This window comes from Ectobacillus antri, from assembly GCF_003852715.1.
GTDB classification, from domain to species: domain Bacteria; phylum Bacillota; class Bacilli; order Bacillales; family Bacillaceae_G; genus Ectobacillus; species Ectobacillus antri.
Map to the genome: position 1 here is coordinate 1 of NZ_RIAV01000003.1, position 16,188 is coordinate 16,188.

Below are 16,188 nucleotides of genomic sequence, written 5' to 3' on the forward strand. Positions count from 1 at the left end.
TCCGCTTTTCTTAATGTCTAGCTACGCCTCCTAGGCACTCTCACCTAAGAACCTCGGCCACAAAAAGGCAAAAAGCGCCTTTTCGAGCCGAGAACCTTAGGTTCTGTGCCTAAACAGTCAGCTCCGCTTTTCTATTTCATAGGTGGGATGAGGTGGTTTAGGCGCAGTATGGCGATAAGGTGGTTGTAGTATAACGTTGTTTCTGCGAATGTGTTAGACGGTTTCACAGATATTGTAATGATTGGTTTATTTAGTTGTTGCGCAGTTTCTTCAAAAAGCTGTATACGTTTGCTTGTTTTATCAGGTAAGATAGGTATACCTTCACGACATATGTAAAGGGGTTGAAAGTCACCTGGGGTGGTAGGATGAAGAACGACGGCAAGTGAACATACATCTCGGTTCTGTTTTTTTGTGGTAAACATAAGCATATGTGCCAAACGTGTTTGATTGGCTTTGGCAATTTCAAGTAGTTCGTATAGATCTGAATAGCCTTCTCCAAGTTCGATAAAGCGTTGAATCATAGTAACAATCCTCCTCTAAGTAACAATTTTTATTGTACTGTAAAAGTGAAAATAAAAAAACCCTGCCTAAGCAGGGTCCTTCTCAATCTAGTGTAACACTAGCAAGAAGGCAAAGGGAGAGGAGAAACCGGAGGAAGAACTTATGGGGAACGTAAGTCTTCTCCGCGGTTGGCAACAACATCAGAAGTGATGTTGTTACGTCTATTTTTATCCATTACATAGAAAGATATACACAACATACCAAATTTTCTACCTGGTTGTTTTGATTTGTTTGTTTTTATGTTAGGATGAAGTAGGATTACGAGAAAAAGGTAGTGAATGCAAATGAGAGTAGTTTCAGGAATATGCAAAGGTCATCCATTAAAGGCTGTGCCTGGTAATACAACGAGACCAACAACTGACAAGGTAAAAGAATCCATATTTAATATAATTGGTCCGTATTTTGATGGGGGTCTGGTGTTAGATTTATTTGGTGGTAGTGGTGGCCTTGGAATTGAAGCATTGAGCAGAGGGATGGATCGGGCAGTGTTCGTAGATCGCGATACAAAGGCAGTGCAAGTGATCAAACAAAATTTGCAAAGCTGCCGCTTAACGGAAAAAGCAGAAGTGTATCGAAATGATGCCGAACGAGCCTTAAGGGCTTTAATTAAACGAGAAATAGCTTTTGATCTTATTTTGCTCGATCCACCTTATAAAAATCAGAAGATTGTTTCTATTATTAGTGTAATTGAGCAACATTCTCTTCTCACCCAAACAGGTATCATTATGGCCGAGCATGATATAAGCGTGGAACTCCCAAGCGAAATAGGGGCTCTTTCTTTAGTAAGAAGCGAAGATTACGGTATTACAGCTATTTCGATTTATAAGTTAAAGGATGGGGAGCATGCATGAAAAAAATAGCGATTTGTCCCGGTAGTTTTGATCCCATTACCTTAGGGCATCTAGATATTATTAAGCGCGGCGCCAAAGTGTTTGATGAAATATACGTTGTTGTAATGAACAACTCTTCTAAAAATCCGCTTTTTACGGCAAAAGAGCGAGTCGCGCTTATTGAAGAGGTTACGAAGGATATGAGTAATGTAAAAGCGGATGTTCATAGCGGTTTGTTGGTGGAATATGCGCGTGAGAAAAGAGCGAGTGCTATTTTAAGAGGATTACGTGCGGTTTCTGACTTTGAATATGAAATGCAAATTACTGCTATGAATCGGAAGCTAGAGGAAGAAGTTGAAACTTTTTTTATTATGACAAATAACCAATATTCTTTCTTAAGCTCCAGTATTGTTAAAGAAGTAGCGAAATATGGCGCTAGTGTAGTGGATTTAGTGCCTCCTGTTGTTGAACAAGCGTTGGCGGCAAAATTTAAAACCCCGTAAACACGGGGTTTTAAATTTTGCGAACTAATAACAACACATATACATATAAACAGAATAAAGTCATGACAGGACCGTATGTATATAGAGCATACCAAGTGTCTGCAGCCGGTTGTGCGACGACTGGAATGGCTCCTCCTATATGGGTAGATGGCTTTTCGTAAAGAGGTTTCCATAAAATAAGAGTTAATACAGGTGCAATAAGACTTTGAACAACCCGAGCGATAAAATATGGCTTAAAGCGAATATCTGTCTCTGCTAAAATACTGGCAACCTGTGCTTGAACAGACAAGCCGCTAAAGGCCAAAATAAAGCTAGCAATCATTGCTTGATGCAAAAGTGGCGCTTGAGTTTGACTTGTGAGCTGGTTGCCAAGTGTGATTTCGAAGATGCCGGCAAGAATGGGCGCGCTTAAAGAAGGTGAAACATGAAGCGTGTGGAGAATATACTCAATACCGTAGTTAAATAGTGTTGTGAATTTAATAATACTTAGCATCTTATTAAGTACAGAGAATAAAATGATAAACCCACCGATCATTAACAAAGTTTGTACAGAAGAAGAAATAGCATCTCCAATCATTTTTCCAATAGGACGCGTATCTTCTAGACGCTTGCGGTGTAGGGCGCTAAAAGCTTTCCGTAAAGAAGCTGTTTGTTTGTTGTCTCGGCTCGCTTCTTCTTTGTGACCATGAAAACGCATCATCAGTCCTACAAGTAAGTTGCTGATGTAGTGGGCTGTTGCTAATAAAATCCCTAACTTGGCATTGGCAAAAAAACCTACAGAGACTGCACCAAAGATGAAGAGAGGATTGGATGAGTTTGTAAATGAAACAAGGCGCTCTGCTTCAATTTGTGTCATTTGTTTAGTCTGTCTTAACCTCGCACTCAGTTTCGCACCGGAAGGAAATCCTGAGGCCATCCCCATGGCCCAGACAAAGCCTCCTGTACCTGGCACACGAAAAAGAGGACGCATAAAAGGCTCGAGCAACACACCTATAAAGTTTACGACCCCTAGTCCAATCAATAACTCTGATGCAATAAAAAAAGGAAGTAAAGAAGGAAAAACCACTTTCCACCACATATCAAGACCACGTGCGGAAGCTTCTAAACACGCTTGCGGATTTGTAATGAGTGAGACGGTCAAAAGTGAAATAGTGCCTGCCATAAGCACTGTTTGTATTTTAGAACGCATGAAACTCCCCCCGTTTTGTCCGAGCTCTCATTATTAGTATACGAGGATAGGGGCAAGCTTTAGACCATAAGATAGAATATATACAGGAAAAGGGTGAGTACAGTGAGAGAGCCAAAAATTGGTCTTGCTTTAGGCTCAGGGGGCGCAAAGGGCTTTGCGCATGTTGGAGTAATTAAAGTGTTAGAGGAAGCCGGTATTGCAATTGATATGATTGCGGGAAGCAGTATGGGAGCACTGGTAGCTACATTTTATGCCGCAGGCTGTGATGTTGAACGCTTATATCGTATCGCTCAATTGTTTAAACGAAAATATTATTTGGATTTTACCGTTCCTAAAATGGGCTTTGTAGCAGGTAAGAGAATAAAAGATATGATAGCCATGTTCACATATAATAAAAGACTGGAAGAACTGGATATTCCGACTGCTGTCGTCGCCACTGATATATTAAGCGGTGAAAAAGTGGTTTTTACAGAAGGACCAATTGCCCCTGCTGTGCGTGCCAGTATTTCGATTCCGGGCATCTTTATTCCGGAGAAGATAGATAATCGTTTGCTTGTCGATGGCGGGGTGATTGACCGTATCCCTGTATCAGTTGCCAAAAGTCTAGGAGCAGATATAATTATTGCTGTAGATGTCTCTTCAGGAAAGGTGAACGGGGAGGTAACTTCTATTTTTGATGTGATTATGCAAAGTATTGAAATTATGCAGCATGAACTTGTGCATCATCGTAAAGTTGCTTCAGATTTAATGATGCGCCCTGCTGTTGAGAATTTCAGTTCGCGCGCCTTTACAAATATTGAAGATATCATTCGTGCAGGAGAAGAAGAAGCGATAAGGCATATTCATGATATTCAACAACGAATTGAAAAGTGGAAGGAGAACCATCATGTTTAAGCGATTGCGTTATGTTACTGTTTTTATATTTGCTGTTATATTAGCAATTGTTGTTATGTATGTACCGCTTCCTTATTACATTACAAAGCCCGGTTTGGCAGAAGATCTAAAACCGTATGTCAAGGTGGAGGGCGGCTACGAAGAGGAAGGTGACTTTATGTTAGTCACGGTTTCTATGTCGCGTGCTAGTATTACGAGTTACATAGCAGCTAAACTAGACCGCTATCAGGAAATTTATCCAAAGGAGGCGATCTTGGGGCAAGAGGAAAACGATGCGGAGTATCAGTTTCGTCAACTGCACTTAATGCAAGAGTCGCAAACGGCAGCTATCTATAATGCTTATCAATATGCTGGAAAATCAGTTGAATTTGAAAATCGTGGCGTATTGGTTATTTCTGTTGCTGACAATATGCCGGCTACGGGAAAGCTTAAAATTGGAGACCGTCTAACCGCAATAGATGGTAAAGAGCTTCATACAGCAGATGAATTCATCGCTTACGTAAAAAGAAAAAGAAGTGGAGAGAAAGTAAAGATTGAATTTGAAAGACAGGGGAAAAAGGAGTATGTCACACTGGGACTCGCACCTATACAAGGAGAAACTGATCGCTTAGGAGTAGGTGTGCAGATTACAACAGATCAAAAACTGAAAGTAAGTCCTAATGTGAAAATAGATGCCCATCGTATTGGTGGACCTTCGGCAGGTATGATGTTTACATTGGAAATTTATAATCAACTAACCGAAGCTGACTTAACAAAAGGATACGAAATAGCAGGAACAGGAACAATTAATGCAAAAGGTGAAGTAGGACCAATTGGTGGGATTTCACAAAAAGTAATTGCGGCAGATACAGCAGGAGCAGACATTTTCTTTGCGCCAAATGAAAAGGGAAATAAGAATTCTAATTATCAAGAAGCAGTTAAAACCGCAAAAGATATAGGAAGTAAAATGAAGATTGTTCCTGTAGATGTGCTGGATGATGCGCTAACTTATTTGGACAAATTACCACCTGAACAAGCGGACTAACGTCAAGAAGTATGCTTTCTTATGCTTGAAAAAAGGGTGTCCTCAAAGTGATGATAGGACACCCTTGTAATTTTCTTGGCGGCAAACGGATGTGAAGGCTTAGTAAAACGTCGTAACGCTCATGTGAATAAACAAGATATTATATTTTGGCTTCATATATCATGTAATTCTTTTCTGGCCTATATAAGTCTACATAGTTTTTCGACATATAAACAGCAAGAAAATCACAGCGCCAGACCGCCTCGCTGTGTATGTTCTCACTTGACAAGGCTCTGACCACAACCATTACATTGCCCGTTCTTCTTTCCCACCCCAAAAAAGAATGTTGTTTGTTCTAGTTGCACTTATACAAAAACAAATGATTATATGTAAATTGATAGCCTTATATATTAGAGCGAATAGGGTGTTGTACATATTCTTGTTTTAATGCTTGAGAACGGAATGGTTCGGGTAAAATAGCATAATACACGGCGTTCGCTCGTATATCCAAATCAAGTAAAGGGTGAGAGTGTTTGCTATGCTTGCTATGAGACAAAAGAGGAATGGGAATATTCTTTTTTATACTTGATATATAAGCTTGTCCGGTCTTTGACATACCGAGAAGGCGGATATAGGGAGCTGTATCTGCAAGATTCATTTCATCTTTTGTCGCATGTGTTAATGTATGTAAGCATAGTCGCTGCAACCTGGTCCATGTATAACGCTTTGTTTTAATGGCTTGCATAAAATTTTCAAACGATGTTGCTTGCTCAATGGCGTATAACAAGCGGTTTTCAAGTCCTTCCTCAGCTTCGTAGATGCCACGTAATTGCTCTGCAGACATAGTGAGCAGTTTGTATTTTAACAGATGAAAGTAGTTTTCCCACATATGGAGCAACCCGTAGGTTTGCTGATATGACTGTAATTCCATTTTTGTTGCAAGAGGCATCACTTCGCTCGCGTCTTCAATTGGAGATTTTTGCAGGTGCTTACGAATGCTAGTTGCACTTGCTATAGAAGAGGAAGCAAATGTTGTATCATGGTATTGCGCGTTCAAACGTTCGACGGTGTGCGCTTGTATGTTACTTCCTTGCTCTTGTATTTGTTCAATATAATGAAAACCGAGAATGTTATTAGGTTTGGAGAGGTCCAAGTTATCAATGCCAATATTCTTATAAGCGTCAGAGAGGGCTTTGGGATAGCTAACGCCTGTTTCAACTTTTTGTTGCAGTGCTTGATTAAGAGCCTCCATACGAGTTGTTCTTTCTTGCAAAGCGTGATAAAAAGGAGTGATATTGCCACTTTCGCTACCGAAGCAAATTTCCTTTACTTGTAGTGCATCTAATATAGAAATGGCGCCTCTTGCGAACATTTTTGCATGCTGCGTGGAAAATGCATAAGGAATTTCAACAACAACATCAGCACCGCCCGCCAATGCCATCTTGGTTCGCGCCCATTTTGAGACAATAGCAGGTTCGCCACGTTGTAAAAATGAACCGCTCATGGCTGCTATGACAACATCAGCATTGGTGATTTTTTTTGTTTGCTCCAAATGATAGGCGTGTCCATTATGAAACGGGTTATATTCAACAATTACACCTGCGGCTTTCAAAGCATTCTCTCCTTTCTATTGAGTTTTTGTTTGTAATCATGTTATTGTATATATTGCCTGATAATAACTACATTATAGTGTAAAGAAAAAATATTGACAAATACATAATTGCTCGATATAATTTTCTTTGTTGCCTTAGGGGTGATTTTATGAAATGGTCAATCCATCAATTAAACAAATACCGAAGCAAAGGGCTTACGTTTGACGAAACAGTGCAGTTTGATGATTTGCAAGACTGGCCGGAAGTACGCGACTTATCACCTGTTAAGGTGAGTGGAAAAGCGGACCTCGGAGCGAGTAAGTATACATTTCATTTGCGCATTCAAGGTACGATGATATTACCTTGTTCTAGAACGTTAGTAGATGTACCGCTCCCTTTTGACATTCAAACAACCGAGGTGTTCTTAGCTTCAGAAGAAGCATATGAAGCTGATGCAAACATTCATTATTTACAAGGAGAAGTACTTGACTTACTACCTGTAATTAAGGAAAATATACTTCTGGAAATACCTATGCAGATTTTCAGTGAGGCAGCATCAGATGGAGCACCGACACAAGGTCAAGGCTGGCAAGTAATTTCAGAAGATGAGAAGACAGAGAAAATTGATCCTCGTTTGGAAGTACTTGCAAAGTTTTTTGACAAGAAGTAGAAGACCGGTCGAGGCCTTCAATGATACTAACTCTCTCTTTTAAGGAGGTGGGAATAATGGCTGTACCTTTTAGAAGAACTTCTAAAACAGTAAAAAGAAAGCGTCGCACGCACTTCAAATTGGCAGTGCCAGGTATGGTAGAATGCCCAAACTGCGGTGAAATGAAATTAAGTCACCGTGTATGCAAAGCATGCGGAACTTACAAAGGTAAAGAAGTAATCAGCAACTAATGCTGGTAAGCGCAGAGGATTGTTTCCTCTGCGCTTTTTATTTATTTTTGCCTTCAAGGATGCGTTAAAGCGGATTGTATGTATAAGAAACAATTATGTATCTCTCCTCTCATAAGAACGATATAATTCATATAAGGGGTGATAGGATGAAGAAAGTAATTGTTCAACGTAAAAACGGATTTTTATGGATTAGATTAAACCGACCGACATGTAGAAATGCGATTGATTATGATGTGATGAATGCCCTTGAGGAAATACTGGAGACGGAAAGAAACGGGGAAGAGAGCGCACTTATTATTACTGGCAGTGAGTCATCTTTTTGTGCTGGTGGCGACCTGCGTGTATTTCATGCTTTAAAGACAGAAGCGCAGGCATACGAAATGCTTGCAAAAATGGGGCGTGTGTTATACAAATTTATGACGTTTCCAAAGCCTACTGTTGCGTTCATGAACGGCATTGCTATTGGAGGTGGTTGTGAAATTGCGACGGCATGTGATTATCGTTTTGCCGTTCCGGAAGCGAAGCTTGGATTTGTGCAAGGTGATTTAGCAATCACGACCGGATGGGGTGGCGCTTCTATGCTACTTGAAAAGCTTCCGTATGATAAAGCAATGCAAATGCTTTGGTCTGCACGGCGTTATACAGCGGAAGAAGCAGAAACAATCGGTTTTCTAAATGGCGTCTTTGAGAACGAATCTTCTTTTTGTACAGAATGGCTACAAGATGCATTTGTACAACATGCAGAGGTACTAACAGCGTATAAACGTGTTGCTATCCGGAAATGGCAAGAGAGTAATCTTGCAGAACGGATGCAACAGGAAATACGTGAGTGCGCTGTTTTGTGGGAAGGAGAATCGCATCATCGTGCGGTAGAAACTTTTTTGAAAAAGTAATGCCATGTACAAGCAATTGTTCAATTATAGCGTTTGGCGAGCAAGGAAATTGTTTAAAAGTGCGAATCTTTTTTTAGGTATGGAAGACATGAAAGGATAGTGTTAGAAATTTAGGAGGTATTGTGTATTTGGTTACACGCATATATATGTAACAAGTTTCTCTAACATTAAAGAAACAGTAAAGCAAGGCTATAAAGGAATTTCGTATAATATCTATGGCTTCGTTAGATACGTCGTTTTGAACGTAGCTATACGCAGTTGTTCTTCTCTTCTATCTAAAAATATTAGTAATGTATATTCTATCTCTTCTAGCAGTTGCATATGTTGTAAGTAAAAATGTATTGGGAGGGATAGATTTGGCTACGACGCGTCAGGATGCTTGGACAGAAGATGAAGATTTGCTATTGGCTGAAGTTGTATTACGCCATATACGTGAAAACGGAACACAGCTCTCCGCATTTAAGGAAGTGGGACGCAGTTTATCAAGAACGCCGGCTGCCTGTGGATTTCGCTGGAACTCGACGGTTCGAAAACAGTATAAAGAGCAAATTGATGAGGCAAAAAGCCAACGTAAAGGTGCTGTAGCTGAGGAAGTGACTGTAACAGAACAACGTTCATTAACTCTGGCTGATGTTATTGCATTTTTACAAAATTATCAACCAGAGCAAGAATTATCCTCGGGATTATTTCAGCGTATTCAGCAGTTAGAAGCGAAAACGGAGCGATTGGAGAGGGAAAAGCAGCAACTATCTAAACAACTCTCTGTATATGAGCAAGAATATAAAACGCTATTTGCCTATCTAGATCAACGGCGAAGTGTGGTAGCGCCTGATAAAAGTGAAAGTATACAACTATTACGTAGTAGAGATGCTCTTGAGAAGGTCGAAAAATAAAGAACAGCCCATCGGGCTGTTCTTTATTTTACTTAAGCGCTCTCGCTGCTTACTGCATCAACGTTTGGCTGGGGACGCCATATATAAAACGGTGCATCTTCAATGATGATTTTGTCAAAGCCTTGCTTCTCCCAAAATAGCTCTGATTGTACACGGGCAATCGTTTTAATAGGTCGTTGCAAGCTTTTGGTATAGTTTACGAGAGCGCTTCCAAATCCTTTATGCTGAAGAGCAGGCAAAACTTCCAATTTGTACAACTCTATATAATCTTCTGTTTCATAGAGACTCATGCGCGCTACAAGTGATTCTCCGAAATATATGCCGTAGAAGGGTGATTCACTATTATCTTCAATAATATTTGCTTGTAAATCTTCAAGCATAGAGAGCTCTTGTTTCCCGTAACGTTTGAATTTTTTAAACTCTTCGAGTGTTTTATAATTGACGAGCAGGCGCTCTACCTTTGGAATGTACATATTGTCACGTCCTTTTATCTTAAAATATAGAAAAATAAAAATATTTACATTTATATTATAGCGTATGTCGCATAAACTTTCACGTATATTTCAGAATTTTAGGTATGTTAAAATGAATGCAAGCTTTAATACAATATGGGGTGGTCAGATGAAGATTGGCATTGTTGGAGCCGGAGCTGTAGGGCTATTGTTTGGATTTTATTTAGGGAAACATGCTGAAGTTACCATGTATACTCGTACGTCAACACAAGCGGACTCAATACAAGAACGAGGTATTGTTTGTTATACGTCAGGAAAAGCGAAAGCAACAGCAGTAAAAGCAAAGGTATTGGGAGAAGAGTTACCTGCTGATGAGTTTTTACTGGTTGCTACCAAGCAATATCATATAACAGATTTAATACCTTTGTTGTCTGAGTGTGAAAGCAAACGAATTATTTTTGTGCAAAATGGCATGGGACACCTTAACGCAATGCAAACTATACAAAAGAGCATAGCCGTTGCTATTGTGGAGCATGGCGCGAAAAAGGTGAGCGGAAATGAAGTAGAGCATACTGGACAAGGCGTAACAAAGTTTGGTGTTGTACAAGGAGATTCCATGGATTTCACTTCATTTTTAGCTTGTTTCCCCCCTACCTTTACTGTGTTAGAAGAGCCTGATTGGAAACAAGTGATGCAACATAAGCTAATTGTTAATGCTTGCATTAATCCTCTTACGGCTTTATATAGAGTATCAAATGGAGCGCTTATTTATAACGCTTACTTCTATCAAACGATGCGGCAACTCTTTACTGAAGTGATACAGCTTCTGGATGTACAAGAAAGTGAATTTCATTGGAAACGAGTATGTGAGGTGTGTGTGCAAACAGCTTCAAATAGATCATCTATGCTGACGGATGTGACAAGCAACCGACCGACCGAGATAGATGCGATTTTAGGCTATTTGCTTCAGTTACCAAAAGCACATGAGGTGAAAGCCCCGCTCGTATCCTTTTTACATAAATCTATAAAAGGATTAGAAATGTAAGTTAAAATTTTTGCTTTTACATGTTACTTTGCATACAATTTGGTTGGTGAGCAATGTCTCGAGATGAAAGGAAGACGTTTTATGGAACTATATGAAATTCCTGTGGATGTGCTTGGTGGTGCCGCAGGAGACTATATAAAAAATAAGAGCACAATTACCTCCTTTTTTGATTATGTGCCGTACGGAGTAGAGTTTACGAAGCGTGCTAAACATTTAGAAGAGCGTACGTACCCAAGAGAACAACTGGCAGCTTATTTTACTCGATACAATGAAGAGTTAGGAGCAGGCGCTAGAACAATAGAAAATATTCGTGCGTTTCGTGAGGAAGATGCGCTAGTTGTGGTTGGTGGACAACAGGCTGGTATGTTAACTGGCCCGTTGTACACAATTCATAAGATCATTTCTCTTTTGCAGCTTGCAAAAGAGCAAGAACAGCAACTAGGAAAAAGAGTTGTACCTGTTTTTTGGATTGCTGGAGAAGATCATGATATGAATGAAATTAATCATATTTACGTAACAAGTAAAGGGAAGTTAAAAAAATCGGTACTGCCGCAAATGTATGAAAAAAAGGCAAGTGCATCGCAAGTAGAGTTATCACAAGATATGACGTTAGCTTGGGTGGAAAGCATTTTTAAAACATTTAGAGAAACAAAGTATACAAAGGAACTATTGGAGCTTGTAAAAGTATGCTTACATCATTCGCGCACATATACAGACTTCTTTGGCCGCCTGATTATGGAGATCTTTAAAGAAGAAGGATTAATTTTAATGGACTCTGGTGCACCTGAGCTTCGCCGTATTGAAATCCCTTTTTTTCAGACGCTGATTCAAAAAGAAATGCAGATTCGAACGGCCTTAAAGCAAACGCAACAGCGTATTGTGGAAAGTGGCTATGAACCTCTTATTACAACAAAGCCGGAAGTTTGTCATCTGTTTTTAGATATAGAGGGAGAAAGATGGTTATTAGAGCGCAGAGATGACTTGTTTGTTTGTAAAGACGGAGAGTATGCTTTTACCGAAGTAGAACTGTTAGAATTACTCGAAAAAGAACCGCAGCGCTTTAGCAATAATGTTGTGACAAGACCGCTCATGCAGGAGTATGTATTACCTACATTAGCGTTTGTAGGGGGACCAGGAGAAATAGCCTATTGGGCTGAATTGCAGGGAGTTTTTCACGAAGTAGGATGGATGATGCCACCTGTTGTACCTCGTTTTATGTTATCGTACCTTGAGGGGCATATCGCTTCAGATATGATTGACTTAGGGCTCGATGTAGCTGAGTTGTTTTCGAAAAAGCTTGGAGAAGCACGGGAAGCGTGGCTTGCTGCACAGGTACAAGAGCCTGTAGAGGAAACCTTTGCTCAGGTACATGAAGAAATCATGCGTTCCCATGAGGTAGCTCGTGAATTAGTTGAGCGCATTAATCCGAGTTTGCGGTCTTATGCATATAAAAATCAAAGAAAAATAGAAGAGCAACTGCAGCTTTTAGAGCGGATGCTCCGAAAAAATATTGAACAAAAGCATGATGTGAGTCTCAATAAGTTTCGCCGCATTGAGTTGTCCTTGCAACCTGCAGGTGGACTTCAAGAGAGAACCTGGAATGTCTTGTATTACTTAAATGAGTATGGACTAGATTGGATCCATCATATCACGCAATTATCTTTTACATGGGACGACACCCACAAAGTAATTAAATTATAAAATCCTGCACATATGTGCAGGATTTTTTTTCACGGTGTGGAATTAATTGTAAATGGTAAGTGATTTGTAAAAAACGTAATCAATATGAGAAGGAATATGTATAGCTGTTATACAAATAACAATATGACATAAAAGTAAGGAATTATCTTCATAAATCGACAGGATTTTTGTTAACATTTTCGCAAAAGATGATAAAATTTAGTATATAATAAGAAAATGCGTGTAGTTTCAACAGCATGAATTCATAGAAGTAGGTGCAATGATGTTTAATCATACAACAGTTTTATTAAAAGAAACGGTAGATGGCTTACATATTAAGCATGATGGTATATATGTAGATTGTACGCTTGGAGGAGGCGGTCACAGTGCATATTTGCTTTCGCAACTTTCCGAAGCCGGCAGATTAATCGCTTTTGATCAAGATGATGTAGCGCTGGCTCATGCCAGAGAGAAATTTGCGGCATACGGCGATCGTTTTATGGCAGTAAAAAGCAATTTTCGTTATTTAAAAGAGGTATTACAGGAGAATGGGATTGCACAAGTAGATGGTGTACTCTTCGATTTAGGGGTATCTTCTCCGCAGTTGGATACGCCAGAGCGCGGGTTTAGCTATCATCACGATGCCCCGCTTGATATGCGCATGGATCAAGATGCATCTGTTAGCGCTTATGATGTTGTCAATACATGGCCGTATGAAAAGCTTGTACAAATCTTTTTTCAATACGGGGAAGAAAAATTTTCTAAACAAATTGCGAGAAAAATTGAAGCTTATCGTGAAAAGCAACCAATTGAAACAACTGGTCAATTAGTTGAATTAATTAAAGAGGGTATTCCTGCAGCTGCGAGACGCACAGGCGGACATCCTGCAAAACGCGTTTTCCAAGCGATACGAATTGCTGTAAATGATGAACTTGGTGTGTTTGAAGAAGCCATTGAAGCTGCGATTGAAGTGACAAAACCAGGCGGTAGAATCAGTGTTATCACCTTTCATTCTCTTGAAGACCGAATTTGTAAAACAACGTTTAAAACGCATAGCAGCTTACCACCTTTACCACCGGGTTTGCCGATGATTCCGGATGAGTTCAAGCCGAAGTTGAAATTAATTACAAGAAAGCCAATTTTGCCTTCAGAACAAGAGTTGGAAGAAAATAACCGAGCGCGATCTGCAAAGCTGCGTATTGCTGAAAAATTATAGGAGGGATATGCATGAGCAATTTGGCCGTAAAGTACAAAAAACAAGAATCCGGCATTGAAGCTACACAGAATGCATCCACATCTGTTCAGTCAGCGAAAGTCACAGTAATTGAAAAATTATTGTATACTGCGTTTGTTGCTTTTTTATTGTATGTTGCTATTGCATTTATTGGAAACAAAGCCGCTTTATACCAGGTAAATACGGAAGTTTCTCAGCTGCAGAAGCAAATTGACAAGCAGCTACAGACAAACAGCGATTTAAAAGCGGAAGTAGAACTGTTAAGTCGCTATGAACGTATCGCTGAAGTAGCAGCGCGACTTGGCATGACAATTGATGCAAACAATGTTAAAGGGATTGGACAATAACATGAATACGCAGGCAAGAAAATTCCATATGAATAGAGGAGCAGGATGCTTAGCCGCATTTTTTTGCCTGCTCTTTTTTATATTGGTCGTTCGGTTTTTGTATATTCAAATTGGTAAAGAGGCATATGGGGAGTCATTAGAAGCGTTAGCCGCGGCTAAACATAACCAGGAAGGCTCAATTACAGGGGTGCGCGGAAAAATTTATGATCAGCACGGTGAGGTGCTTGCACAAGATGCATCATCCTATAAGCTAATTGCAATGTTAAAAGGTGATGAGCCCATTAAGAATAAAGAGAAAACGGCGGAAAAGCTAGCTACTGTTCTTCCACTACGCAAAGAGGAGATCCTCAATTACTTAAATAAACCCTTATATCAAGTAGAATTTGGGGCAGCTGCGAACAATTTGACGGCTGAACAAAAAGAGCAAATTGAAAATATGAAGCTACAGGGCTTACGGTTTACTGAGGGAAAAACACGCGTGTATCCAAACGGTGATTTTGCTTCATACGTTATTGGATATGCGAAAGCAGAAGAGAACAAAAAACTAAAAGGCCAATTTGGACTTGAACGATCCTTGGATAAGGAATTGCAAGCTGAAAACGGTAAAGTTGCTTATAAAGGGGATTCGAGAGGGTTGGCATATGGAAAAGAACATGTTGTACCTGCCAAAAACGGAAATGACGTGTATTTAACGTTAGACCAGCGCATCCAAAGCTTTCTCGAAGAAGCGATGAACAAGGCTGCTAAGCAATATGAACCAAGCATGCTGTTAGGAATTGTGGCAGACCCTAAAACTGGCAAAATTCTAGCGATGTCTAGTAAACCGAGTTATGACCCAAATAAGCGCAATATCTCCTATTTTTTAAATGACCCAGTTTCATATGCATACGAACCAGGTTCTACAATGAAGATTTTCACACTGGCAGCTGCTATTAATGAGGGTGTATATAACGGACAAGCTTTCTATCAATCGGGGCGCTATTATGTTGGGAAAATCCCAATTAGAGACCATAATGGCGGTTATGGTTGGGGAAGTATTACCTTTGACGAAGGTGTGCAGCGCTCTTCCAACGTTGCATTTGCTATTTTAGCACAAAACAGTCTCGGCTTTGATAAGTACAATCAATATTTGCATAAATTTCATTTGTATGAGAAAACGGGTATTGATTTACCAGGCGAAGGCAAAAACACGATTTTATTTGATAAGGATATCCAAAAGATTACTACAGCATTCGGACAAGGATCAACGGTTACTCCAATTCAGCAGATTCAAGCAGCTACTGCGATTGCAAACAATGGGAAAATGATGAAGCCATATGTTATTGACAAAATTGTGGAGCCTGGCACAAATAAGGTTCTTCGTCAAACAACGCCGGAAGAAGTAGGGCAACCGATTACAGCTGAAAGCGCACTTAAGGTGCGACAACTACTTGAAACAGTTGTTACTTCACCAAAAGGAACAGGGACATTGTATAAAATAGACGGTTATTCGGTTGCGGGAAAGACTGGTACGGCCCAAATACCCGGAAAAGACGGAAAATACATGTCGGGACGTGAAAATTATATCTTCTCTTTCCTTGGAATGGCTCCTGTTGAAAAGCCTGAGCTACTAGTTTACGTGGCCATTAAACAACCGAAGTTGAAAGATACGGAATTTGGTGCCACACCGCTTTCGGACATTTTTAAATCTGTAACGAAAAACAGCTTGCAGTATCTACAAATTAAGCCATCACAGGTGAAAGATGTAAAGCAATTAGCTAAGCGTGAAAATGTACGGGTACCTGATGTGCAAGGACAAGCGATGGCAGCGGCAAAATTATTACTTGAAAAAGAAGGGCTTCGTCCCATTGTTCTAGGCAAGGATAAAGTTGTTTCTCAATCTTCTGCAGGTCGCGATGTATTAAAAGGAGACAAGGTATTCTTATTAGGTACTGAGAACAAGATGCCAAATGTGGGTGGCTGGTCGATACGCGATGTGATGAGTTTAGCTGATTTATTAGGTATACAAGTAAAGGTGAGTGGAAGCGGCTATGTTACAGAGCAAAGTATTGCTGAAGGAACCGTTGTTCAAAATGGCGCGATATTGGAGGTTAAACTTGTGCCTCCTATTGAACCTCAAGCGAGTGAGGAAGTACCACCAGCAGGGACTTGACGTTATCCGCTTACCGTGTT

The 16,188-nt window shown here is 40.0% G+C and carries 17 protein-coding genes; 13 read left to right on the top strand and 4 right to left on the bottom strand.

Translation table 11 applies throughout. From position 1 onward, the window contains the following. Positions 1-131: 131 nt before the first annotated feature. The gene (locus EEJ45_RS04275) at positions 132-521 is read right to left on the bottom strand and encodes a DUF7147 family protein (RefSeq protein WP_124563563.1); all 390 of its coding nucleotides are present in this window, start codon (positions 519-521) and stop codon (positions 132-134) included. Between the two features lie 324 nt (positions 522-845). Between EEJ45_RS04275 and rsmD the strand changes: the two genes are divergently transcribed. Next, positions 846-1,412, top strand: a complete 567-nt coding sequence (rsmD, locus tag EEJ45_RS04280) for a 16S rRNA (guanine(966)-N(2))-methyltransferase RsmD (protein ID WP_124563564.1) — start codon at positions 846-848, stop codon at positions 1,410-1,412. Next, positions 1,409-1,894 carry a pantetheine-phosphate adenylyltransferase gene (gene coaD, locus EEJ45_RS04285; protein WP_124563565.1) on the top strand — a complete coding sequence of 162 codons (486 nt, stop codon included), beginning with the start codon at positions 1,409-1,411 and terminating at the stop codon, positions 1,892-1,894. The genes rsmD and coaD overlap by 4 nt, the downstream gene beginning before the upstream one ends. A 10-nt stretch (positions 1,895-1,904) precedes the next feature. Here the strand turns inward: coaD and ylbJ are convergent, their stop codons facing one another. Continuing rightward, a complete protein-coding gene (gene ylbJ, locus EEJ45_RS04290) occupies positions 1,905-3,083 on the bottom strand; it encodes a sporulation integral membrane protein YlbJ (RefSeq protein WP_124563566.1) in 1,179 nt (392 codons plus the stop codon). A gap of 102 nt (positions 3,084-3,185) precedes the next feature. Between ylbJ and EEJ45_RS04295 the strand changes: the two genes are divergently transcribed. Both EEJ45_RS04295 and EEJ45_RS04300 read left to right on the top strand, forming a co-directional pair. Further along, positions 3,186-3,977: a patatin-like phospholipase family protein gene (locus EEJ45_RS04295; RefSeq protein WP_124563567.1), complete on the top strand. Its 792-nt coding sequence runs from the start codon at positions 3,186-3,188 to the stop codon at positions 3,975-3,977. Next, on the top strand, positions 3,970-5,001 hold the full coding sequence (locus EEJ45_RS04300) for a SepM family pheromone-processing serine protease (RefSeq protein ID WP_124563568.1): 1,032 nt from the start codon (positions 3,970-3,972) through the stop codon (positions 4,999-5,001). The genes EEJ45_RS04295 and EEJ45_RS04300 overlap by 8 nt, the downstream gene beginning before the upstream one ends. A gap of 382 nt (positions 5,002-5,383) precedes the next feature. Here the strand turns inward: EEJ45_RS04300 and EEJ45_RS04305 are convergent, their stop codons facing one another. After that, positions 5,384-6,592: a nucleotidyltransferase gene (locus EEJ45_RS04305; protein ID WP_124563569.1), complete on the bottom strand. Its 1,209-nt coding sequence runs from the start codon at positions 6,590-6,592 to the stop codon at positions 5,384-5,386. A gap of 149 nt (positions 6,593-6,741) precedes the next feature. On the opposite strand from EEJ45_RS04305, the gene EEJ45_RS04310 reads away from it, so the two are divergent. From EEJ45_RS04310 to EEJ45_RS04325, 4 genes are all read left to right on the top strand, one after another. Beyond that, positions 6,742-7,242, top strand: a complete 501-nt coding sequence (locus EEJ45_RS04310) for a YceD family protein (RefSeq protein WP_124563570.1) — start codon at positions 6,742-6,744, stop codon at positions 7,240-7,242. 56 nt (positions 7,243-7,298) lie between these two features. Further along, on the top strand, positions 7,299-7,472 hold the full coding sequence (gene rpmF / locus EEJ45_RS04315) for a 50S ribosomal protein L32 (protein ID WP_124563571.1): 174 nt from the start codon (positions 7,299-7,301) through the stop codon (positions 7,470-7,472). Between the two features lie 146 nt (positions 7,473-7,618). Continuing rightward, positions 7,619-8,365 (top strand): enoyl-CoA hydratase/isomerase family protein, encoded by a 747-nt coding sequence (locus tag EEJ45_RS04320; RefSeq protein ID WP_124563572.1) that lies wholly within the window; start codon positions 7,619-7,621, stop codon positions 8,363-8,365. A 356-nt stretch (positions 8,366-8,721) separates the two neighbouring features. After that, entirely contained in the window at positions 8,722-9,258 is a 537-nt protein-coding gene (locus tag EEJ45_RS04325; protein ID WP_124563573.1) for an RsfA family transcriptional regulator, read from the top strand. Between the two features lie 32 nt (positions 9,259-9,290). On the opposite strand, the gene EEJ45_RS04330 is transcribed toward EEJ45_RS04325, so the two are convergent. After that, the gene (locus EEJ45_RS04330; protein WP_124563574.1) at positions 9,291-9,731 is read right to left on the bottom strand and encodes an N-acetyltransferase; all 441 of its coding nucleotides are present in this window, start codon (positions 9,729-9,731) and stop codon (positions 9,291-9,293) included. A 148-nt stretch (positions 9,732-9,879) separates the two neighbouring features. Here EEJ45_RS04330 and EEJ45_RS04335 point away from each other — a divergent pair, with 148 nt between their 5' ends. From EEJ45_RS04335 to EEJ45_RS04355, 5 genes are all read left to right on the top strand, one after another. Then, a complete protein-coding gene (locus EEJ45_RS04335; RefSeq protein WP_124563575.1) occupies positions 9,880-10,755 on the top strand; it encodes a 2-dehydropantoate 2-reductase in 876 nt (291 codons plus the stop codon). A gap of 81 nt (positions 10,756-10,836) precedes the next feature. Next, positions 10,837-12,456 carry a bacillithiol biosynthesis cysteine-adding enzyme BshC gene (gene bshC, locus EEJ45_RS04340; RefSeq protein WP_124563576.1) on the top strand — a complete coding sequence of 540 codons (1,620 nt, stop codon included), beginning with the start codon at positions 10,837-10,839 and terminating at the stop codon, positions 12,454-12,456. A 262-nt stretch (positions 12,457-12,718) separates the two neighbouring features. Further along, the gene (gene rsmH, locus EEJ45_RS04345; protein WP_124563804.1) at positions 12,719-13,651 is read left to right on the top strand and encodes a 16S rRNA (cytosine(1402)-N(4))-methyltransferase RsmH; all 933 of its coding nucleotides are present in this window, start codon (positions 12,719-12,721) and stop codon (positions 13,649-13,651) included. 11 nt (positions 13,652-13,662) lie between these two features. Then, positions 13,663-14,016 carry a cell division protein FtsL gene (gene ftsL, locus EEJ45_RS04350; protein ID WP_124563577.1) on the top strand — a complete coding sequence of 118 codons (354 nt, stop codon included), beginning with the start codon at positions 13,663-13,665 and terminating at the stop codon, positions 14,014-14,016. 1 nt (position 14,017) lies between these two features. Beyond that, positions 14,018-16,168 (top strand): penicillin-binding protein, encoded by a 2,151-nt coding sequence (locus EEJ45_RS04355; protein ID WP_124563805.1) that lies wholly within the window; start codon positions 14,018-14,020, stop codon positions 16,166-16,168. Positions 16,169-16,188: the final 20 nt, after the last annotated feature.